Origin of the sequence: Plantibacter lichenum (assembly GCF_050587525.1) — a bacterium.
GTDB lineage: Bacteria > Actinomycetota > Actinomycetes > Actinomycetales > Microbacteriaceae > Plantibacter.
The window spans coordinates 1-22,342 of the sequence record NZ_JBOBFT010000001.1 but is presented as its reverse complement, the minus strand read 5'-3'; the positions used below and the strand labels follow the sequence as shown (position 1 = coordinate 22,342).

Annotated in this window: 14 protein-coding genes; 9 read left to right on the top strand and 5 right to left on the bottom strand. The window is 69.2% G+C overall.

The window, feature by feature from the left end; all coding sequences use genetic code 11:
• Nucleotides 1-14: 14 nt before the first annotated feature.
• Complete coding sequence (locus ACQ3HB_RS00070) at nucleotides 15-806, top strand: GntR family transcriptional regulator (RefSeq protein ID WP_430916615.1); 792 nt, start codon at nucleotides 15-17, stop codon at nucleotides 804-806.
• A 45-nt stretch (nucleotides 807-851) separates the two neighbouring features.
• Here ACQ3HB_RS00070 and ACQ3HB_RS00065 read toward each other — a convergent pair whose 3' ends face one another.
• Nucleotides 852-1,856 (bottom strand): aldo/keto reductase, encoded by a 1,005-nt coding sequence (locus tag ACQ3HB_RS00065; RefSeq protein WP_430916613.1) that lies wholly within the window; start codon nucleotides 1,854-1,856, stop codon nucleotides 852-854.
• 319 nt (nucleotides 1,857-2,175) lie between these two features.
• Here ACQ3HB_RS00065 and ACQ3HB_RS00060 point away from each other — a divergent pair, with 319 nt between their 5' ends.
• Nucleotides 2,176-3,000, top strand: a complete 825-nt coding sequence (locus ACQ3HB_RS00060; protein WP_430916611.1) for an inositol monophosphatase family protein — start codon at nucleotides 2,176-2,178, stop codon at nucleotides 2,998-3,000.
• Between the two features lie 269 nt (nucleotides 3,001-3,269).
• Nucleotides 3,270-4,901: a M23 family metallopeptidase gene (locus tag ACQ3HB_RS00055; protein WP_430916609.1), complete on the top strand. Its 1,632-nt coding sequence runs from the start codon at nucleotides 3,270-3,272 to the stop codon at nucleotides 4,899-4,901.
• A 378-nt stretch (nucleotides 4,902-5,279) separates the two neighbouring features.
• Here the strand turns inward: ACQ3HB_RS00055 and rfbB are convergent, their stop codons facing one another.
• The gene (gene rfbB / locus ACQ3HB_RS00050) at nucleotides 5,280-6,278 is read right to left on the bottom strand and encodes a dTDP-glucose 4,6-dehydratase (RefSeq protein WP_430916608.1); all 999 of its coding nucleotides are present in this window, start codon (nucleotides 6,276-6,278) and stop codon (nucleotides 5,280-5,282) included.
• Between the two features lie 185 nt (nucleotides 6,279-6,463).
• Here rfbB and glsA point away from each other — a divergent pair, with 185 nt between their 5' ends.
• Nucleotides 6,464-7,495, top strand: coding sequence for a glutaminase A (glsA, locus tag ACQ3HB_RS00045; protein ID WP_430916607.1), 1,032 nt, complete (start codon nucleotides 6,464-6,466; stop codon nucleotides 7,493-7,495).
• The gene (locus ACQ3HB_RS00040) at nucleotides 7,485-9,122 is read left to right on the top strand and encodes an MFS transporter (protein WP_430916606.1); all 1,638 of its coding nucleotides are present in this window, start codon (nucleotides 7,485-7,487) and stop codon (nucleotides 9,120-9,122) included. The genes glsA and ACQ3HB_RS00040 overlap by 11 nt, the downstream gene beginning before the upstream one ends.
• Nucleotides 9,123-9,192: 70 nt before the next feature.
• Here the strand turns inward: ACQ3HB_RS00040 and ACQ3HB_RS00035 are convergent, their stop codons facing one another.
• Entirely contained in the window at nucleotides 9,193-9,918 is a 726-nt protein-coding gene (locus ACQ3HB_RS00035; RefSeq protein ID WP_430916605.1) for a VIT1/CCC1 transporter family protein, read from the bottom strand.
• A 175-nt stretch (nucleotides 9,919-10,093) separates the two neighbouring features.
• Entirely contained in the window at nucleotides 10,094-11,827 is a 1,734-nt protein-coding gene (poxB, locus tag ACQ3HB_RS00030) for a ubiquinone-dependent pyruvate dehydrogenase (protein WP_430916604.1), read from the bottom strand.
• Between the two features lie 284 nt (nucleotides 11,828-12,111).
• Between poxB and ACQ3HB_RS00025 the strand changes: the two genes are divergently transcribed.
• The 4 genes from ACQ3HB_RS00025 (at nucleotide 12,112) to treZ (ending at nucleotide 20,128) form a co-directional block, all read left to right on the top strand.
• The gene (locus ACQ3HB_RS00025) at nucleotides 12,112-13,305 is read left to right on the top strand and encodes a serine/threonine-protein kinase (protein ID WP_430916603.1); all 1,194 of its coding nucleotides are present in this window, start codon (nucleotides 12,112-12,114) and stop codon (nucleotides 13,303-13,305) included.
• A 249-nt stretch (nucleotides 13,306-13,554) separates the two neighbouring features.
• Nucleotides 13,555-15,672, top strand: a complete 2,118-nt coding sequence (gene glgX / locus ACQ3HB_RS00020; RefSeq protein ID WP_430916602.1) for a glycogen debranching protein GlgX — start codon at nucleotides 13,555-13,557, stop codon at nucleotides 15,670-15,672.
• Nucleotides 15,673-15,692: 20 nt separating this feature from the next.
• Nucleotides 15,693-18,239: a malto-oligosyltrehalose synthase gene (gene treY / locus ACQ3HB_RS00015; protein WP_430917738.1), complete on the top strand. Its 2,547-nt coding sequence runs from the start codon at nucleotides 15,693-15,695 to the stop codon at nucleotides 18,237-18,239.
• Complete coding sequence (treZ, locus tag ACQ3HB_RS00010) at nucleotides 18,236-20,128, top strand: malto-oligosyltrehalose trehalohydrolase (protein ID WP_430916601.1); 1,893 nt, start codon at nucleotides 18,236-18,238, stop codon at nucleotides 20,126-20,128. Before treY ends, treZ begins: the two co-directional genes overlap by 4 nt.
• Before the next feature lie 253 nt (nucleotides 20,129-20,381).
• Here treZ and ACQ3HB_RS00005 read toward each other — a convergent pair whose 3' ends face one another.
• Nucleotides 20,382-22,184, bottom strand: a complete 1,803-nt coding sequence (locus ACQ3HB_RS00005) for a glycoside hydrolase family 13 protein (protein WP_430916600.1) — start codon at nucleotides 22,182-22,184, stop codon at nucleotides 20,382-20,384.
• Between the last annotated feature and the right edge of the window lie 158 nt (nucleotides 22,185-22,342).

Here is a 22,342-nt window from a genome sequence, read left to right as displayed (position 1 = left end):
AGTTTGTCCCCCTCGTGGCTGGAGTCACCGTGAGCGTTCAGCTGCCGCCGCGCATCTCGCGTTCCGTGCTGTCCGACGAGACCTACTTCGTCATCCGGACGATGCTGCTCGACCATACGATCTCCCCTGGCGTGCGGATGAATATCGACGCCCTGTCCGCAGAACTCGGCGTCTCACCGACACCGGTGCGCGAAGCCCTCGCCCGCCTCGAATCGGACGGACTCGCCGTGAAGACGCCGCTTCGCGGCTACTTCGCGACGTCACTCCTGACGGCGAAGGAGTTCGTGGAGCTGTCGCAGTTCCGCATGCTCATCGAGCCGTGGACGGCGGAGCAGGCGGCGACGGTCGTGGACGACGCCGGCATCGCGGCCCTCCGTGACGAACTCGATCGCGGACGCACCGCCGTCCTGAGCGAGGCCGGGCCGGAGGGCGAGGACGCATACACGGCGCTCACGGAGCACGACGCGCGCTTCCACGCGCTCATCGCGCAGCTGGCGGGCAACGAACTCATCGTGCAGTCGTTCGAGCGCACGCACTTCCATCTGCATTTCCTGCGGCTGTACCACGCGTCCAGGACCGTGAGCCCGCGGACCGCCGACGAGGCCGCGCTCATCAGGGAGGCGTTCAGCGCGTACTACCGGAACGGCTCCGGTTCGCGGGCGATCGACGAGCACACCGGCATCGCGGAGGCGATCATCGACCACCGCTCGTCCGATGCTGCGCGCCTCATCGGCGAGCACATCGAGTCGTCACGGCTGCGCTTCGAGCCCGTCGTCGCCCTGCTCCACGAACTGTCGGGGACGTAGGGCCTCGGTCCGACGCCACCGTCGTCAGCGGCAGGGCGGCACGGGTCAGGCGATGAGGCCGCGGGCGGTGAGCGCATCCCAGAGGGCGTCGGGGATGGGCGCGTTCGCCCGCTGGACGTTCTGGCGGACGGCATCGGCGTTCGAGGTGCCGACAACAACTGTCGCGACGGCGGGGTGACGGAGCGGGAACTGCAGAGCCGCAGCGGGCAGATCGACGCCGAACTCGGCGCAGACCGCGGCGAGCTCGCGGGCGCGTGCCAGGACGTCCGCCGGCACGGTGCCGTAGTTGTAGCTCGCGTCGGCCGACGGGGTGTTCGTGGCGAGCAGGCCGGAGTTGAAGACGGCGGCGTCGACGACGCGCACGCCGCGCTCCAGGCAGACCGGAAGGAGTTCCTCTGCCGCGGGCTGTTCGAGGAGCGTGTACCGGCCGGCGATCATCACGAGGTCCAGGTCGCCCTCCCGCACGGCTCGGGCGGCCACGGCCGCATCGTTGACGCCGATGCCGATCGCCCGGACGAGGCCTTCATCGCGCAGCTTCGCGAGGGCGGGCAGCGCCTCCGTGAGGCCGCGGTCGAGATCGTAGACGTCGGGGTCGTGCAGGTAGAGGATGTCGATCGCATCGAGTCCCATGCGCTCGAGCGAGTCCTCGAGGCTCTTCCGGACGCCCGCCTCGCTCGGGTCGAAGACGCGAACGGCGTCGTCCGGGACGTCGAAGCCCTGATCGTCGCGCCCGCCCGCGAAAGCGGGGTTCGGGGCGAGGAGGCGACCCACCTTCGTCGAGACGAGGTACTCGTCGCGCGGACGCTCGCGCAGGAACGCGCCCAGACGGCGTTCCGACAGGCCGAGCCCGTAGTGCGGGGCCGTGTCGAAGTAGCGGATGCCGCTGTCCCACGCTGCTTCGAGGGCGCGATCGACATGGTCGTCGTCGACCGCGCGGTAGAGGTTGCCGATGGACGCCGAGCCGAAGCCGAGCGGGCCGAAGTCGAGGTCGGCTGCGGGGCGTGCGCCGGTGGCCTGCGGTCCGGGCGATTCTGGCTGTCGGGCACTCATATCGGCACCGGCTCTCTCTGCGGGACCAGGCTCGGCTCCGAGCGCGTTCTCGATCGAATTGCGGAGTCGCGATCGCCGAGAAGGTCGGATCTATTCTGTCTGATACAACTCACTCTGTCGATATTTCTCCGCACTTGCGGTGAACCGTCCGATGTCTATGAGTGGAGCCGGGTCGCTGATGCCCCGGTCCCTGAGCTCGTCGAAGGGTTGGGCTCAGGCGCTTCGACAGGCTCAGTGACCGGGCGCATGTCGACAGGAGTCCTCCGCTCTCGCGGGAAGCCGTGTCGAGGTCGTGCCGAAAACAGAGGACGATGGACGAGTGACCGGTATCGACGAACTCCTGACCATCGCCACCGACATCGCCACGGAAGCCGGTGCGCTCATCCGCACCAGGCGTCGCGAAGGCGTCGAGGTGGCGGCGAGCAAATCCTCCGCGGAGGACGTCGTGACGCGCGCCGACCGCGAGTCGGAGCACCTCATCCGCGCGCGCATCGCCGCAGCCCGCCCCGACGATGGCTTCCTCGGCGAGGAGACGGGCGCCGAACGCGGTACGAGCGGTCTCACCTGGGTCGTCGACCCCATCGACGGCACCGTCAACTACCTCTACGACATCCCCGCGTACGCCGTGAGCATCGGCGTCGTCGAAGGGGATCCGGATCCCGCCACCTGGAACGCGCTCGCGGGAGCCGTCGTGAACCCAGTGCTGGAGGAGACGTACACGGCCGGGCTCGGTCTGGGGTCTCGACTCAATGGGCGTGTACTCGAGGTGAATCGCGATGTCCGCCCCAACCTCGCGCTCCTCGGCACCGGCTTCTCCTACAGTGCGGAGCGTCGTGTCGAGCAGGCGGCCGTGGTCGGAGCGCTCCTGGGAACGTTCCGCGACATCCGGCGCATCGGATCCGCAGCGCTCGACCTCTGCAACGTCGCGAACGGTCGACTCGACGCGTACTACGAGAGCGGCCTGCACCCGTGGGATCAGGTCGCCGGAGCACTCATCGCGTCGGAGGCTGGAGCGACCGTCGCCGGGCTCGGCGGATCGCCCGCGACGCGCGCACTCGTCATGGCGGCGGACGAACCCCTGTTCGCTGTGCTCGAAGGTCTGCTCGCAGAGCACGGATTCGCTCGCGGCGACGCCGGCAGCTGATGCCGATGACCGCCGGGAGAGTTCGTTCACGGCGGGAATCATCTCTCTCAGAGAACTCTCATTTGCCGTCTGATCAGGATTTCATTTGAATGTAAGGATCGCTGCCATGGCTTTTCCAGGGAGCCGTTGCTAGCATTTATGAATTCGTTACTTTCGCGATCCCCCCGCGGAAGCGTCTTGTCCGCCTCCACCCGAAAGATCCCTAGCTCTTGCCCCGACATGCCACGCCTGAGGACAGCCCTGTGCTTCCGGACCCTCAGGAACCGGTCGTGACGGCTGCCGAGAACACGGAACCGACCGTGGTCGAGGCGCCTCCGCTCAGCCGTCGCGAACTCCGCGAACGCGAGCGTGCAGCAGCAGCTTCGGCCATCGCGCAGCCCCTCCTCTCCACGTGGCAGCGCACCTCTCCGGCTCCCACTCTCGGGCAGGAGCAGCAGGGTCAGGAAGGCTCCAACGCGCAGCCGGCGACGGCGGCCATCCCCATCCTCAGCGCACCGGCACCCGAGCCGCTCGACGCCGCAGACGAATCGGATGCAGCTCCCGCAGTGAACACGCCTGCGGTCGAAGCTCCCGAAGCGCAGGCCCCTGAAGCTCCCGCGGACGAGACCCGTGCCGACGAGATCGTCGAGACGCTCACGATCGACGGCCTGGTCGCCGCCCCTGCAGATGAAGCTCCCGCCGCTGAACCGGCCGCCGATGCCGCACCGGCAACCGAAGCGCCGGTCTCGCGGGCAGCATCCGCGACGCCGCAGACGAACCCAGAGCTCTTCGTGCACTACCCGGAGCCCGCACCTCAGGTGCAGCCCTCCTTCGACGAGGTCCTCGCCGCGATGGGCGTCCCCGTCGCCGCAGAGCCCGTCACTCCCGACACCGAGCTCCCCTTTGCCCGTCTTCTGCAGGACGCACCCGAGGCGACCGACGAGTCCTCGGATGACGAGCCCTCGGACGACGACATCGACGCTTCCGCAGCGGACGCTCAGCCCGCATCGCGTCGTGAGCGCCGCTCGCCCGACGCCGCCAAGCGAGCCTCGGCCCGCGGAGCTCGCGGAGCCCAGGGTGCTCCGAAGAAGGCCCCGAAGGCTCCCAAGCAGACGCGTCCCGCGAAGACATCGGCTCCCGCATCGGCTTCGACCGCTGTCGCCGTCGCCAAGCCGTCCGCGTCTCGCGGCAAGCCCGTCCGCAAGGGCGCGACCAAGATCTTCGCCGCAGCCGCGATGGGCTTCGTCGCCCTCATGGCCGTCGCAACCTCACTTCCCGCGAACGCGCTCCTCACCGCAGAGGACGTCGCCGCAGCCACCGTCACCGCACAGCAGATCGGCGGCGACGGAGACGGCCAGAGCAACAAGGCCAAGAGCCAGTCCGTCGAGAGCGAGGGTTCCGCGGAACTCACGTTCACACGAGACGACTACTCCACGAGCACGATCGAGGAAGCCGCCGCCGCGATGGGCATCCGCCCGGCGAACACGTTCACGAACGACCCGAACGGTACCATCCAGTGGCCGTTCGCCGTCGGTGTGAAGATCGGTGACCGCTTCGGCGCCCGCGACTGCGCCGGCTGCTCGAGCGACCACCACGGCCAGGACTTCAACCCCGGCGACGGCGCACCGATCCAGGTCATCGCCGACGGCGTCGTCCGCCACGTCGAAGACGGCGAAGGCTCGCTCGGCGTCAACATCATCGTCGACCACACGATCAACGGCAAGCTCGTCTCCAGCGTCTACGCGCACATGCAGCACGGCTCCACCAAGGTCGTCGAGGGCCAGGCCATCAAGGTCGGCACGATCATCGGCCTCACCGGCAGCACCGGCATGTCGACGGGCCCGCACCTCCACTTCGAGATCCGCCTCGACGGCGTGACCTGGGTCGACCCGCTCGAGTGGCTCTACGCCAACGTCAACTAGCGTCTTCTCCCTGCTTTTCAGGCTTCGTCTGCACTCTGCGGATCCCGTGCTTCGTCGGCTCCCTGTACATCCCCACTCCTCGCGGTCATCGTCCGCCTGCGCCATCCACCCTCGCGCACAACTCCTTCATTTCGGCCGCGCATGCACGCTCGAACCGCGTCGTTCCGCGGATTGCCGACGTCGAGCCGTGCAAATCGAAGGAGTTATGCATGATCGACTCGGGGTGGGGTAGGGGGATGCGGTGCGGGCAGGGCGACGCTGGGCCGTCCGGGACAGGCAAGGCCTGACCACGGGTACCGCCCGAGGACAGCGGAACGGGCCCGCTCCGTGAGGAGCGGGCCCGTTCGTGTGTGTTCGGCGAACTGCGGGGAGTTGGGCCTACTGACCCTGCTCCTGGTACTTCGCCTCGGTCGCGGCCTTCTGCGGCGCCCACCATGACTCGTTGTCGCGGTACCACTCGATCGTGTCGGCGAGGCCGGCCTCGAAGTCGCTGAACGACGGCGTCCAACCGAGCTCCGTGCGGAGCTTCGACGAATCGATGGCGTAGCGGAGGTCGTGGCCGGGACGGTCGTTGACGTGGTCGTACGCGTCGGCAGGCTGGCCCAGCTGCGTGAGGATGAGCTCGACGACGTCCTTGTTGTTCTTCTCGCCGTCGGCGCCGATGAGGTACGTCTCGCCGATGACACCCTTCTCCAGGATGGTGAGGACGGCGGAGGAGTGGTCGTTGGCGTGGATCCAGTCGCGGACGTTCTCGCCGGTGCCGTAGAGCTTCGGGCGTTCGCCGCCGAGCACATTGGTGATCTGGCGCGGGATGAACTTCTCCACGTGCTGGTACGGACCGTAGTTGTTGGAGCAGTTGGAGATCGTCGCCTTCACACCGAACGAACGCACCCAGGCGCGGACGAGGAGGTCGCTGCCGGCCTTCGTCGAGGAGTACGGGCTCGACGGGTTGTACGGGGTGTCCTCGGTGAAACGCTCCGGGTCGTCCAGCTCGAGGTCGCCGTAGACCTCGTCGGTGGAGATGTGGTGGAAGCGGGTGCCGTGCTTGCGAGCGGCTTCGAGGAGTGTGTACGTGCCGATGATGTTCGTGTCCAGGAACGGACGCGGGTCGTGCAGCGAGTTGTCGTTGTGCGATTCGGCCGCGTAGTGCACCACGGCATCGTGCTCGGCGAAGAGCTGGTCGACGAGAGCGGCGTCCTGGATGTCGCCGACGACGAGCCGGAACCGGTCCTCCGGCAGCCCGTCGAGCGAGGCGCGGTTGCCTGCATAGGTGAGCTTGTCGAGGACGGTCACCGTGTGATCGGTGTTGTCGAGGACGTAGTGGACGAAGTTCGAGCCGATGAATCCGGCGCCGCCGGTTACGAGAAGTCTGGACACGGTACACGAGTCTACCCATGGCCCCTGGATCGTGCCTTTGAGCAGGTCTTGCGCTCCAGGTGTCGCCTGATGGCCCGATGACGACGTTGCGGGATGGTCTATCGCTCGACGCCACCCGAGCAGCATGATGATTCCAACGGGACGGAATCGCATCGCCATCGCATCGTCCCGAGAGGGGCAGACGGATGGAACTCGACTCGCAGGGCGTCGAACAGCAGGTCTCGACGGGCGCACTCCCCGGCTGGGAGGCGGTGGAGCAGCAGGTGGCGCTCGCACACCGTCGCAGCCGCGACCACGCCGAGGGGGTCGTGGCCGACTACATCCCCGTGCTCGCGACGGTCGATCCGGAACTGTTCGGCGTGTGCGTGGCGGAGGTCGACGGCGAGATCCACTCCGCGGGCGATGCGGACGTCGCGTTCTCCATCCAGTCGATCTCGAAGGCGTTCGTCTACGCCCTCGTCTGCGAGCGGTTCGGACACGAGGTCGTGCGCGAGCGCATCGGCGTGAACAACACGGGTCTCGCGTTCAACTCGATCGTCGCGATCGAACTGAACGACGGACACCCGATGAACCCGATGGTGAACGCGGGCGCCATCGCGACCACCGCGCTCATGCCGGGCGACACCCCGGAGGAGCAGTGGGAGGCGGTGCAGGCGGGTCTGTCCCGATTCGCCGGACGCCGGCTCGAACTGGACGCCGTCGTGTACGAATCAGAGGCGGCGACGAACCAGCGCAACCGTGCGATCGCGAGGCTCCTCGAGAGCTACGGGCGCATCGAACGGGATCCGCTCGCCGTCGTGGACGTGTACACGAAGCAGTGCGCACTCCTCGTCACAGCGCGCGACCTGGCTGTGATGGGCGCGACCCTGGCCGACGGCGGCGTGAATCCCGTCACGGGTGAGCGCGTGGTCTCGCCGGAGGTGTGCCGTGACACCCTGGCCGTCATGGCGTCGACCGGCCTGTACGAGCGCTCCGGCGAGTGGCTGTTCGAGATCGGGCTGCCCGGCAAGAGCGGCGTGGCCGGCGGCATCGTGACGATCGCACCGGGCAAAGGCGGGATCGGCGTCTTCTCGCCTCGCCTCGACTCGGCCGGCAACAGTGTGCGGGGCCAGCGCGCCACCGCATACCTGTCCCGCGCGCTGGGACTCAACATCTTCGCATCGGCCACCCATCCGACCGCCGAGCGGACCTCGGAAGGAGCACACGATGAGCACTGAACAGACAGAGGCGGCGCCCGAGGCGCGCACATCCTGGGTCCCGATGGTCGGACTCTTCCTCGCCCAGATCCTCATGTCGTTCAACGTGTCCGCGTTGCCCGTCTCGCTCGGCGGGATGGTCGCCGACTTCGGTGTGCCGCCGACGAGTGTGAGCACGGCGATCGTCACCTACGGGCTCGTCGTCGCAGCCCTCGTCATGGTGGGCGCGAAGCTCGGGCAGCGAGTCGGCTGGATCATCATGTTCCGCATCGTCGTCGCACTGTTCGCCGTGTCCGCGACGTTGATGATCCTCGCGCCGACGGTCGCCTGGGTGATCACGGCGCAGGCGTTTGCCGGCGCCTCGGCCGCGATCATCGTGCCGTCCCTCGTCGCATTGATCGCCGAGAACTACCGCGGGGCGCAGCAGGCGACGGCCATCGGGTCGCTCGGCTCCGCTCGCGCCCTCGCCGGGGTCAGCGCGTTCCTCGTCGGCGGAACGCTCGCGACGTTCGTCGGCTGGCGACCGGTGTTCGGCATCGTGCTCGCCCTCGCGGTCGCCGTGTTCCTCTTTAGCTTCCGGTTGCGGTCCGACGCCGGCAACCCGGCCGTGAAGATCGACCTCGTCGCCGCCGTCCTCATCGGCGGCGGCATCGTGGCGCTCACCCTCGGGTTCAACAACCTGAACGGGTGGGGCGTGCTGGAGGCGACCGCCGCTGCACCGTTCGACGTCGTCGGTCTGTCCCCTGCTCCGCTCCTCATCGTGCTCGGCGTGATCCTCGGCCAGGCGTTCTTCCTCTGGACGAAACGTCGCACGAAAGCGGGGAAGGTGCCGCTCGTGAGCCTCGCGGTGCTCGGCTCGTCACGGGAGCGGGCGGCCGTCTACGCGATGTTCGTCGTCGTGTCGCTCGAAGCGGCCCTCAACTTCACCGTGCCGCTCTACATCCAGATCGTCCAGGGCCGGACGCCGTTCGACACCTCGCTCGCGATGATGCCGTTCAACCTCACGGTGTTCGTCACGGCGACGCTCGTGGTCCGGCTGTACAAACGGTTCCCGCCGCGCACGATCGGCATGGTCGGTTTCGGCCTCACGACGGTGGCGCTGCTCTGGCTGGCGATCGTCGTGACGAACGACTGGGAGACGCTGCCGACGATCCTCGGCCTCTTCGTCTTCGGGGTGGGGCAGGGCGCGCTCGTGACGCTCGTCTTCAACGTGCTCGTCACAGCGGCGCCGAAGGAACTCGCGGGCGACGTCGGTTCCGTGCGAGGTACGACGCAGAACCTCGCCTCGGCGGTCGGTACCGCGGTGTCCGGGGCGCTGCTCGTGACGATCCTCGCGTTCAACGTCGGGACGGCGGTCGTCGCGGACGTCGACCTCCCGCCGGAGCTCGTCTCGCAGGTGGACCTCGACAGCGTCAACTTCGTGAGCAACGACCAATTGCGGACGACGCTCGCGGACTCGACCGATGCGACGCCCGCGCAGCTCGACGCCGCGGTCGCCGTGAACACGCAGGCCCGCCTGTCGGCGCTGAAGCTCGGCCTGCTCATCCTGGCCGCCGTGAGTGCTTTGGCCATCCTGCCGGCGAGCCGCCTGCCCAAGTACCGCCCGCACGAGATCCCCGACCCGGCCCCGGTCTCACCCACGTCCTAGCCCGCGAGGGGTCGCATGCGGCTCGTCAGCCCCAGCCTGAACTCGCCGCATGCGATCCCTCGCGAGCCGGCTAGACGACGCCCGCGGTGCCGAGGAGGGTGCCGAGCAGGAACGTGATGCCGAGGGCCAGTGCGCCGCCGACCACCACGCGGATCATCGGCCGGAGGATCGGGCTGTCGCCGAGCCTCGCGCCGACCGCGCCCGTGAGCGCGAGGGCGGCGAGGACGGCGGCGAAGGTGATCGGGATGCGGATGTCCGCGGGCAGGAGCAGGATCGTGAGGAACGGCAGGAGCGCGCCGATCGTGAAGGCAACAGCGGATGCGAGCGCCGCGTGCCACGGGTTGGCGAGGTCCTCCTGGTCGATGCCGAGTTCGATCGAGAGGTGTGCGGCAAGCGCATCGTGCTCGGTCAGTTCGGCGGCGACGAGCTTCGCCGTCGACGGGCTCAGCCCCTTTCCCTCGTAGAGGGCCTGCAGCTCGGCGAGCTCCTCCTCGGGCATCTCGTGGAGCTCGCGTCGCTCCTTCCTGATGAGCGTGCGTTCCGTGTCGCGCTGGCTGGAGACGGAGACGTACTCGCCGAGCGCCATCGAGATCGCCCCGCCGACCAGGCCGGCCAGGCCGGCCGTCAGGATCGGGCCGGTGTCGCCCGTCGCGCCAGCCACACCGACGACGATCGCGGCGACCGAGACGATGCCGTCGTTCGCGCCGAGCACGCCCGCCCGCAACCAGTTGAGGCGACCGGCGAGACCGGCCGCGTGCGGCTCGTGCGGGTGGAGGGCTGCGGGAGTGTCGCTCATGCCTCCATCCAACACCCGAACAGGCGGGATGTTCTCGCACTTCGAGAAGTTCAGTGACCGGTGGGGCGGTTCGGGGGAGGGGACACTTCGACAGGCTCAGTGACCGGTGGGGTGGTTCGGGGGCACTTCGACAGGCTCAGTGACCGGAGCGGCGGCACAGTGACCGGAGTGCGGCTCAGCGACTGGTCAGACGACGCAGGATGTTCGTGTTCGCGAGGTCGAGGAGTTCGTCGCCGCGCCCGGACATGACCGTGCGCAGCGCGTAGAGCGTGAAGCCCTTCACCTGCTCCGCCGTGATCGCGGGCGGCACCGACAGCTCCTGACGGGCGGTCACGACGTCGACGAGCGCGGGGCCGTCATGTGCGAAGGCCCGCTTGATCGCGCCCTCCACATCGCTCGCGCGTTCGACGCGTTCGCCGTGGATCCCCATCGCCTCGGCCAGCCTCGCGAAGTCCGGGTTCACGAGTTCGGTGCCGTAGTTCACGAACCCGGCCGCCTTCATCTCGAGTTCGACGAAGTTGAGCGAGGAGTTGTTGAACACGACGATCTTCACCGGCAGCTTGTTCTGCGTGAGGGTGATGAGCTCGCCCAGCAGCATCGTCAGCCCGCCGTCGCCGGAGAGCGCGACGACCTGACGACCCGGGTGCGATGCCTGCGCGCCGATCGCGTGCGGGACCGCGTTCGCCATCGTGCCGTGGCTGAACGAGCCGATGAGTCGACGTCTGCCGTTCATCGTGAGGTAGCGGGACGCCCAGACGACGGGCGAGCCGACGTCGGGGATGAACACGGCGTCGTCCGACGCCATGTCGTTCACGACCTTCGCGAGGTACTGCGGGTGGATCGGCTGGTCGTCGTGGTCGGCCGTCGCGAGCTCGTCGAGCCCCTTCCGCGTCTTCGTGTAGTGCTTGACGGCGTCGTCGAGGTGCTTGCGGTCGGTGCTGTGCTGCAGCTTCGGGAGGAGCGCGTCGAGTGTGTCCTTGACACTTCCGACGAGCGCGAGGTCGACCGGATGCCGCCGCCCGATCTGCTCGCCGCGGACGTCGACCTGGATGACGGTCGCCTTGTCCGGGTAGAACTGCGGGTAGGGGAAGTCGGTGCCGAGCATCAGGAGGACGTCGCAGGACAGCATCGCCCGATAGCCGCTCGAGAACCCGAGGAGTCCGGTCATCCCGACGTCGAACGGGTTGTCGTACTCGACGTGCTCCTTGCCGCGGAGGGCGTGGACGATCGGCGCCGCGAGGGCGTCGGCTGCGGCGACGAGCTGGGCGTGCGCGCCAGCGGTCCCCGCACCGGCGAGGATCGTGACCTTCTTGGCGCCGTTCAGGATCGTGGCGGCGCGTGTCAGCTCGTCCTCGGACGGCAGGATGCGCGGTGACGCGGCGCGGATGACGGAGGCGGCCGTCGAGACCGCCTGCTGCAGCATCACATCGCCGGGCACGACGATGACGGCGACTCCGCGACGTTCGACGGCCGTGCGCATCGCGATCTCGAGGACGCGCGGCAACTGTTCGGGGATCGAGACGAGCTCGACGTAGACGCTGCACTCGCGGAAGAGGTCCTGCGGGTGCGTCTCCTGGAAGTAGGTGCTGCCGATCTCCGAGCTCGGGATGTGCGCGGCGATGGCGAGGACGGGCACGCGCGAGCGGTTGGCGTCGTACAGGCCGTTGATGAGGTGCAGGTTGCCTGGCCCACAGCTCGCGGCGGTCACGGCGAGCTCGCCCGTGAGTTCCGCTTCGGCGGCGGCGGCGAGGGCTGCGGCCTCCTCGTGGCGGACGTGCACCCAATCGAGGTCGCCGTCGATCCGCAACGCGTCCGTGAAACCGTTGAGCGAGTCGCCGGGGATCCCGTAGACCCGTTTCACCCCGCTCGCCTTGAGTGTTGCGACGACTGTTTCCGCGACCGTGGCCATGGTTCTCCCCTGCGACTGGTGGAGCGGCAGACGGACGGATGCCGGAGCCGCATCGCCTCCCATGCTTCCGCTGCGGCGGGTGCGGCGCAACCCGACCGGCCGCCCTCGCACGGGGTTGCCAGGCAGGTGTCGGACGCGGTAGCAGTCGCGTCGCGTCTGATCAACCCTCGCCTGTCGAATAGCGCGAAACAGCATCGGAACGTACGGTGGTTGATGGAACAGCCTGCCGAAACGCGGAGGGGCGGCCACCAGACCGCACCATCGAACCCCGCGAGGAGCACGCCGTGACCGAAACCGCCCCGGAACCCGAGGCAGGCGCAGCCGAAGCATCGGCGGCCGGTTCCGCGCGCCGAACGAGCGATCGGGCCGGCCGGACCGGCGACCGCTCCGGACGGTACACGGGGGACCACGCGGCAGTCCCGGACGGCCCGGACGACCTCCTGGGCTTCGTCGGCTCCGGCGAGTCCATCGAATTCGCGGTCGGTGTCGGCACCGAGGACGCGAGCGCCCCCAGCCTCTCGAACGGCCGGTACCGCTTGGGCGACCGGCTCGGCGTGGGCGGGACCGCCAACGTGTACCGGGCGACCGATGCGCTCCTCGCGCGCGAAGTCGCCGTGAAACTGTTCCGCGACGAGACCGCGACGGCGAACGACCGCCTCCGCCAAGAACGCGAGATCCGGCTCCTCGGCGAGCTCCGCCATCCGGGACTCGTAGAACTCTACGACTCAGGATCGATCCTGCACCGCGGCGTCGAGCACCGCTTCCTCGTGATGGAGTACATCCCGGGCGCGACCCTCGCCGACCGGCTGGAGGAGGGACCGATGCTCCCGCGCGACGCCGCCGCGCTCGGCTCGCAGCTCGCGGACGCGCTCGCGTTCATCCACAGCAAGTCGATCGTGCACCGCGACGTGAAGCCGGAGAACGTCCTCTTCAGCGATGTCTCGGCGTTCGGCCACGCGAACCTCGCGAAGCTCTCCGACTTCGGCATCGCGCACTTCATCGGCGGCTCCAGGCTCACGAACACCGACCTCCTCGTCGGCACGGCCTCGTACCTCTCGCCCGAGCAGGTCAACGGCGGCCCGATCGGCGCGGAGAGCGACGTGTACTCGCTCGGTCTCCTGCTGCTGGAGGCACTCACCGGTCGTCGCGAGTTCGACGGCACCGTCGTCGAAGCCGCCGTCGCACGCCTCCACCGCGACCCCGTCATCCCTGCTGATCTTCCGGCCGCCTGGCATCCGCTCCTGTCGTCGATGACGTCGCGCGACCCCTCCCAGCGGCCCATGGCGCACGAGGTCGCGACCTCGTTGCGGGAGATCTGGTCGGCGTCGCGGATCCGTCGCGGGCGTCGTGTGCGTGCACGTTCCCGTGCCGCCGCGGACCGTGGTGTGCCCCCGCGCATCGCGACCCTCATCGCGGTCGGCTCCGGCGTCGTCGGCATCGTGCTCGGCGTCGTCGCGACGCTCCTGTTCCGCGGCTGACCGCTCCATCGGCAGGTCGCCCGGGTCGGCGACCGCGTGCCGCCACGCCGTCCGGCAGGTCCTCGACCCGCCTCAGGCGATCGACCTCCTGCGACTCTGGCAGCGCTTACCAGGACGACGATCCGCAGACAATCCCCGCCCCACCTCGTGACTGCGAGGCCTTGGTGGTGCATGCTGGCATCATCCAGCAGTGACCGCCCGTTCGATCGCACCTGTGGTCGTCCGGTCCGCTCCGAGTGAAAGGGCGCCATGCCGCTCTCGACCCCCTACCCGCTGGGTGTCACCGTGCGAGGGGACGGCGCGAACGTCGCCGTCTACTCGGAGACGGCGGACACCGTGACCGTGTGCATCATCGGCCCGGACGGCGAGGAGACGCAGACGCGTCTGCGCCAGCGCACCGGCCACGTCTTCCACGACCTCGTCGACGGGCTCGTCCCCGGAACGAAGTACGGGCTGCGCGTCGACGGCCCGTGGGATCCGGCGAACGGACTGCGGCACAATCCCGCGAAGCTCCTGCTCGATCCCCATGCGACGGCCGTGTCCGGCTCCTACGAGTGGGGTCAGGCGCAGTTCGGCCACAGGCAGGACGACCCGGAGACGCGCGACGACACGGATTCGGCCGGTCTCGTGCCGCTCGGCGTCGTCACCGACCCCACCGCCTTCGACTGGGACGAGGGCGCGCCCGATGAGGCTCCGCGCACGCCGCTCGCCGAGACGATCGTCTACGAGGTGCACGTGAAGGGCTTCACGAAGCTGCACCCGGAGGTGCCGGAGGAGATCCGCGGGACGTACGCGGGCCTCGCGCACCCCGCATCGATCGCGTACCTCAAGAACCTCGGGGTGACGGCCGTCGAACTGCTGCCCGTGCACCAGTTCGTGCAGGACCAGCACCTCGCCGAGAAGGGCCTCCGCAACTATTGGGGCTACAACTCGATCGGCTTCTTCGCACCGCACGGCGAGTACTCCTCCGTCGGCGACGAGGGCGGGCAGGTCGACGAGTTCAAAGCGATGGTCAAGGCGTTCCATGCGGCAGGCCTCGAAGTGATCCTCGACGTGGTCTACAACCACACGGCGGAGGGGAACCACCTCGGTCCGACGCTCTCCCTCAAGGGCATCGACAACGCCGCCTACTACCGGCTCGTCGAGGACGACCTGGAGCACTACTTCGACACGACGGGCACCGGCAACAGCGTCAACGTCGGGCACCCCGCCGCGCTCGGGCTCATCATGGACTCGCTGCGCTACTGGGTGACCGAGATGCACATCGACGGCTTCCGCTTCGACCTGGCGACGACGCTCACGAGGCAGGACGGCGCTGCGGAGATCCACAGCGCGTTCCTCTCCCTCATCGAGCAGGATCCCGTGCTCGCGCCCATCAAGATGATCGCCGAGCCGTGGGACACCGCCGGCTACCAGGTGGGCGGGTTCCCGGCGAGCTGGTCCGAGTGGAACGGGAAGTTCCGCGATGACGTCCGCGACTTCTGGATCGGCTCTGACAGCGTTCTCGGCACCCTCGCGCAGCGCGTGCTCGGCAGCCCGGACGTGTACGAGGCGTCGAGGCGCTCGCCGCTCTCGAGCCTCAACTTCGTGACCGCGCACGACGGATTCACCCTCGCCGACCTCACCTCCTACGAGCACAAGCACAACGCTGCGAACGGCGAGGACGGCAAGGACGGCGAGAACGACAACCGCTCAAGCAACAACGGTGCGGAGGGGCCCACCGATGACCCGGGCGTGCTCGCGCGTCGCGACCGGCAGCGGCGCAACCTCATCGCGACCGTCCTCCTGTCCGCGGGGGTGCCGATGCTGCTCGGCGGCGACGAGATCGGACGGACGCAGGGCGGCAACAACAACGCCTACTGCCAGGACAACGAGGTGTCGTGGTTCGACTGGGAGCACGCCGATCGATCGTTGCACGCGTTCACGAGGCGGCTCATCTCCCTGCGCCGCGCGCAACCGGCGCTCCGTCCGGACTGGTTCAGGCAGGGCCCCGAGTCCTCTTCCGACGATCGCGTGCTCCTCGTCCGCTCCGACGGCCAGCCGTTCAGCGAGGAGGACTGGGAGAACCCGGACGCCAGATCGATCGCCTTCGTCTTCCGGCACGCCAAGTCCACGGCGTTCGCGCTCCTGCTGAATGCGGCCGAGAACGGTGTCGAATTCGACGTGCCGGATGCGCCGGGCGCGCCGTGGGAGCTCGTCGAGTCCAGCGATCCTGAGCAGTCGTTCGACACCGGAGCACCGACCGTCATCGTGCAGGGGACCTCGTTCACGCTGCTCGGTTCGTCGGGATCCGCTGCCGCCGTCGCTGCGGATGCCGCCGCGGCGCCCGATGACGACGCGGCCCACGACGAGGACGTCCTCCCGTGAGCACGGGCGCTCCTGAGCCGATTCCGACGGCCGGTCCGACGGCCGCTCGGACAGCCGTCCCGACGTCCACGTACCGGCTCCAGCTGACCGCGGACTTCACGCTGCAGGACGCGGCGGGCATCGTTGACTACCTGCAGGACCTCGGCGTCGGCTGGGTGTACCTCTCGCCCGTGCTGCCGGCCGAGCCGGGATCGACGCATGGCTACGACGTCGTCGACCATCGGGGGATCGATGCGGCACGCGGCGGCGAGGCGGGGCTCGAGGCCCTGTCCGCCGCGGCGCACGACGCCGGGCTCGGCGTGCTCATCGACATCGTCCCGAACCACATGGGCGTCGCCACGCCGAAGGAGAACGCGTGGTGGTGGGAGCTCCTGCGACTGGGGCAGGATTCGCCCACGGCCCACGCGTTCGACATCGACTGGGAAGCGGGCGGTGGCCGGGTCCGGCTGCCGGTGCTCGGCGACGGCGACGGCCACGGGGCAGGCGAACTCGATGCGCTCGAGCTCGTCGACGGTGCGCTCGCCTACTACGACCACCGATTCCCGATCGCGCCGGGGAGCGCGGACGACGGCGCCTCAGCGCAGGAGGTGCACGACCGCCAGCACTACGAACTCGTCAACTGGCGGCGGGCCGACACCGAGCTCAACTACCGCCGGTTCTTCGCGGTCAACTCGCTCGCCGGCATCCGCGTCGAACTCCCCGACGTGTTCGACGACTCGCACGTCGAGATCCGCCGCTGGTTCGAGCACGGGCTCGCCGACGGCCTCCGCGTCGACCACCCCGACGGGCTGCAGGATCCGGCCGGGTACCTGGAACGCCTCGCCGGGCTCACCGGCGGTGCACCGGTGTGGGTCGAGAAGATCCTCGAGGGCGACGAAGCGCTCCCCTCCGACTGGGCGACCGCGGGGACGACGGGCTACGACGCGCTCGGCGACGTCGACCGCCTCTTCGTGGACCCGTCGGCGCGTGATGCCCTCGGACGGCTCGCCGGCATCGGTGGGGCGGCATCGCTCGTCGGCTCGTCGGCGGCTGCATCGACCGGACAGGTCGCATCGACCGGACAGACCCGCCAGGTGTGGGAGACGCTCGTCCACGGGACCAAGCGCGCGATCGCCGACGGCATCCTCGGCTCCGAAGTGCGGCGGCTCGCGCGTCTCGCCCGTGCCGCAGATCCCGAGCCAGCGTTCCCCGACGACGTCGTCATCGATGCGCTCGCCGAACTGCTCGCCGCGTTCCCGGTCTATCGGAGCTACCTGCCGGAGGGCGCGGATCGGCCGGAGGAGGCCATCCGCTCGGCCGTCGGCACCCGTCCGGAACTGTCCGAACCCATCAACGCGCTCGCCGTCCGTCTGCGCGACCCGGAGGACCCGATCGCGATCCGGTTCCAACAGACCTCCGGCATGGTCATGGCGAAGGGCGTCGAGGACACCGCGTTCTACCGGTTCACGGCGCTCACCTCACTCACCGAGGTGGGAGCGGATCCAGCCGAGTTCGCGATCGACCAGGCCGCGTTCCATCGGCGACAGCTCGTCCGGCAGGAGTCCTGGCCGGCATCGCTCACGACCCTCAGCACGCACGACACGAAACGCAGCGAGGACGTCCGTGCGCGGATCAGCGCGATCTCCGAACAGCCGGAGCGCTGGGCGGAGACGGTCGCGACGCTGCACGGCGCCATCGGCTTCCCGGATCGTGCACTCGAACAGCTGCTCTGGCAGGCAGTCGTGGGAGCATGGCCGATCAGTCGGCAACGACTCCACGCGTACGCCGAGAAGGCCGCACGGGAGGCGGGCGATGCCACGAGCTGGATCGATCCGGACACCGCGTTCGAGGCGCAGCTGCACGCGAGCGTCGACGCCGTCTTCGATCGTCGTCGCGCGTACGCGGCGGTCGCTGCAGCCGTCGGCGAGCTGGACGCCGCCGGACGGTCGAACGCCCTGTGCGCGAAGGCGATCCAGCTGACGATGCCCGGTGTTCCGGACGTGTATCAGGGCTCGGAGCTGTGGGACCGGTCGCTCGTCGACCCGGACAACCGTCGGCCGGTCGATTTCGAGAGCCGCCGACGCCTGCTCGGCCGCCTCGACGCGGGCTGGCTGCCCTCACTCGAAGGAGATCTCGACGGGGCGGCGAAACTGCTCGTGACCTCCCGGGTGCTCAGGTTGCGCCGCGACCACCCGGAACGCTTCACCGGGTACGAGCCGCTCCTGTCGCGCGGGCCGGCCGCCGAGCACGTCGTCGCGTTCTCCCGCGGCGGCGTCGTGACCGTCGCGACGCGGCTCTCGCATCGGCTCACCGAAGCCGGCGGCTGGCGCGGGACGACCGTGCAAGTGCCGAACGGAGTGCTCGTCGACGTGATCACCGGATCGACCGTCGGGACCGACCGCGGTGACGCTCTGGAAGGCGGCGGGCGGATGATCTCGGTCGCCTCGCTGCTCGCCCGCTATCCCGTCGCGGTGCTGACGGTCGACGACGGTGGCGCCCAGACCGCCGGGACCGGTACGGACATCGACACCGGTACGGACATCGAAGCCGAACCCGACACGGGCGGCAGAACGGAACACATCGAATGACAGCACTCCCGCCTCCCGCCGATCGCATCGTCACCACGGTTCCGGACGGCTTCCCCGTGTGGGCGCCCGACGCAGCAGGGGTCGATCTGGAGCTCGCGCTCGGCGGTCCTGCGGATGTCGACCCGGTCGCGCAAGCGGAGCGCATCCCGATGGTCCGCGACACGGGCCGCGCCGACGGACGCGATGGCTGGTGGGTTGCACTCGTCGACGGGTTGCCGATCGTCGCGGCCGCGGGGGACCGGTACGCCTACGTCGTCGACGGCGAGGGACCCTTCGCTGACCCGCGCTCACGTCGGCAGCCGGATGGTGTCCACGGGCGTTCGCAGGTGTGGGCGCGGGCCGCCGGAGCACCTGCCGCCGGTGCACCGGCCGAAGGCGGTCCAGCATGGCTCGGCCGCGACCTGACGGGCGCCGTCGTCTACGAGCTCCACATCGGGACGTTCACCCCCGCAGCCACCTTCGACGGCGCGATCGAACGGCTCGACCACCTCGTGTCCATCGGTGTCGACGCCGTCGAGCTCCTCCCCGTCAACGCGTTCAACGGCGTGTGGAACTGGGGCTATGACGGCGTCTTCTGGTTCGCCGTGCACGAGGCGTACGGCGGCCCGGACGGGTACCGGCGATTCGTGGACGCCTGTCATCGGCGGGGCCTCGCGGTCGTCCAGGACGTCGTCTACAACCATCTGGGGCCGTCGGGCAACGTCCTGCCCCGGTTCGGCCCGTACCTCTCGGACGGCGCGGGGAACACATGGGGTTCAGGGCTCAATCTCGACGGCCCGGACTCCGATGAGGTGCGGCGGTACATCATCGACAACGCGCTCATGTGGCTCGGTGAGTACGGTGTGGACGGTCTGCGACTCGATGCGGTCCATGCCCTGCACGACTCACGCGCAACCCACGTGCTCGAGGAGTTGGCGGCGGAGGTCCAGGCGTTGTCCGATGCCGTCGACCGGCCGTTGACGCTCATCGCGGAGTCAGACCTCAACGACCCACGGCTCATCACCCCGCGCAGTCCCGGCGGTGTGGGAGGTGCAGGCGGCTACGGCCTCGACGCGCAGTGGAGCGATGACTTCCACCACGCCCTGCACGTCGCGCTGACTGGAGAGACGAGCGGCTACTACGCCGACTTCGCGCCGCTCGGGGCTCTGTCGAAGGTCGTGAACGAGGGCTTCTTCCACAACGGCACGTATTCGAGCTTTCGGGAGCGGCACCACGGACGCCCGCTCGACCTGGACGCGACGTCGCCGTGGCGGCTCGTCGTCTCGAACCAGAACCACGACCAGATCGGCAACCGTGCGATCGGTGATCGCCTCGCTGCGACGCTCGACGACGGGCAGCTCGCGATCGCCGCGGCACTGACGCTGCTCGGGCCGTTCACGCCCATGCTGTTCATGGGGGAGGAGTGGGCCGCATCGACGCCGTGGCAGTTCTTCACCTCGCATCCGGAGGCGGAGCTGGGGGAGGCGACGGCGAAGGGCCGGAAGGCGGAGTTCGCCAGGATGGGGTGGGATGAGGCGTCGGTGCCCGATCCGCAGGACCCGGAGACCTACCGTCGTTCCGTGCTCGACTGGGACGAGCTCGCGTCTGGACGCCATGCCGTGCTGCTCGACTGGTACCGCAGGATCGTGGAGGTGCGGCGCAGCGTGCCGGCGTTCTCGGCGCGTGAGGGTGCGGTGTTCGCGGAGTCGTCGGCGACGGCCGATGCCACGACGGGGCTCTTCATCGTGCGGCGCGGGTCCGCCACGGTCGTCGTGAACTTCGGGTCGGAGCCGGTCGTGGCCGACATCGCGGTGCCTCACGATGCGCTGCGCGAGTCGTTCGGCGTCGTCGAGCCGGCTCCGTCCGGTCTTCGTCTGGCCGCCCACGCCGTAGCGATCCTGGTCCCGTGACGCCCGGTCCCTGAGCCTGTCGAAGGGTGATGGAGCATAACTCCTTCGATCCGGTGTTCGGCGGCGGGCGGACCCGCGGAATTCCGGGGATGTTGTTCGGCCCTGTGTCGGAATTGAAGGAGTTGTGCTCGATGGGGTGCACTTCGACAGGCTCAGTGACCGGACGGTGGAGCTCAGTGACCGGTGGTATCAGCGCGGAGACCGGACGGTGGAGTCGGAACCCGGTCCCTGAGCCTGTCGAAGGGCGGAGCGATCAGCCGGCGGTCGGCGTCGCGAACCAGACCGTCGTGTCGGCCGGAACGGTCGCACCGTCGAACGGACCGCTCGCAACGAGGACGTCCGTCTCGAGGAGTCGTTCCGGAACAGCGACCGGCTCATTGCCCGTGTTCGCGAGCACCGTCACCGGGCCGTTCGCGAGGGCGACGACCGCATCCGGCAGCCCGTCGAGCCACGTGATCGCCCCGAGGCCGAGCGTGTGCTCACGTCGCAGACGGAGGAGCGTCCGGTACAGCTCGAGCGTCGAACCGGGGACCTCGAACTGCGCATCGCGGGCGTAGTCGTTCCAGTCGTCCGGCTGCGGCAGCCAGGCGGCGCCCGTCGTGTTGAAACCGTACGCGGGGTGGCCGGCCTCCCACGGGATCGGCACACGGCAGCCGTCACGACCGTAGCGTTCGTGGTTCGTGCGGAACCACGTCGGGTCCTGACGGGCGTCGTCCGGGAGATCGATGACCTCTGGCAGCCCGAGCTCCTCGCCCTGGTAGACGTATGCTCCGCCCGGCAGTGCGAACATCAGCGAGCTCGCCGCACGCGCACGGCGCAGACCGACCTCGCGGACCGGCTGGCCGGGCGACTTCGGGCCGATGCCATGCCCCTGCGGATTCTCGGCCGTGAGGGCGAGACGGGATGCGTGACGGACGACGTCGTGGTTCGACAGCACCCACGTGCTCGGCGCACCCACCGCGCCGAATGCGCGGATCGATTCATCGATGATCGGTCGGAGCGCCGCCGCGTTCCACGGCGTCTCCAGGTACGGGAAGTTGAACGCCTGCTGCATCTCGTCCGGACGCACCCACAGGGCCATCTTCTCGAGGGGGTCGACCCACGCCTCGGCGCACAGGACGCGATCGCCGTCGTACGCCGCGAGGACCTCGTGCCAGTCGCGGTAGATCTCGTGGACGCCGTCCTGACCCCAGTACGGAGCGGATTCGGGCCAGGTGGCGTCGATCTGCGGTTCGAGGCCGACAGGCGGTGTGCTGCCGGATGCGCCGACGAGCGTGGCATCGACGTGCGCCGCGTCCACGACGACCGCTCCGCCGCCCATGCTGCCGCCGGCAACGGGTGGCGTGTAATCGGGGAGCCCTTCGGCCTTGATCATGCCGTGGGCGACGTCGACGCGGAAGCCGTCGACCCCGCGGTCCAGCCAGAAGCGGAGGATGCCGCGGAACTGTTCGCGCACCCACTCGTTGTTCCAGTCGAAGTCGGGCTGCGACGAGTCGAAGATGTGGAGGTACCACTGGCCGGGTGTTCCATCGGCTTCCGTGATGCGGGTCCACGCGGGTCCGCCGAAGACGGAGTCCCAGTTGTTCGGTGCGATCTCGCCGTGCTCGCCCTTGCCGTCGCGGAAGAGGTAGCGGGCGCGCTCCTCCGAACCGGGGCCTGCCGCGAGGGCTTCCTGGAACCAGCGGTGGTCGCTCGAGGAATGGTTGGGGACGAGGTCGACGATGACGCGGATGCCGCGTGCGTGCGCTGCCGTGGTCATCGCATCGAAGTCGGCGAGTGTTCCGAAGAGCGGGTCGACGTCGCAGTAGTCGGCGACGTCGTAGCCGGCGTCGCGCTGGGGGCTCGTCATGAAGGGGGAGAGCCAGATGGCGTCGACGCCCAGGTCCTGCAGGGAATCGAGGCGTGCAGTGATGCCGGGGAGATCACCGATGCCGTCGCCGTTCGCATCGGCGAAGGAGCGCGGATAGATCTGGTAGATGACGGCTGACCGCCACCATTCCGAGCCTGTGTTCGTGGGGTTCTGACGGTCGATCGGCGTGGGCGATGCAGCATCCATGGGCACACCCTACGGCATCGCCCCGACGGCTTCATGCCGCCCGTGCCGCTGCTCCGTCTCCGTCGTTCCTCTGGCCTTCCCCTGGCCTTCCCTTGTGTCGGCGCGATGCGCTCGCGCGCCCGCGGGTCCGCGCCGCGGGCGCGCCCCGGACCCGCCTC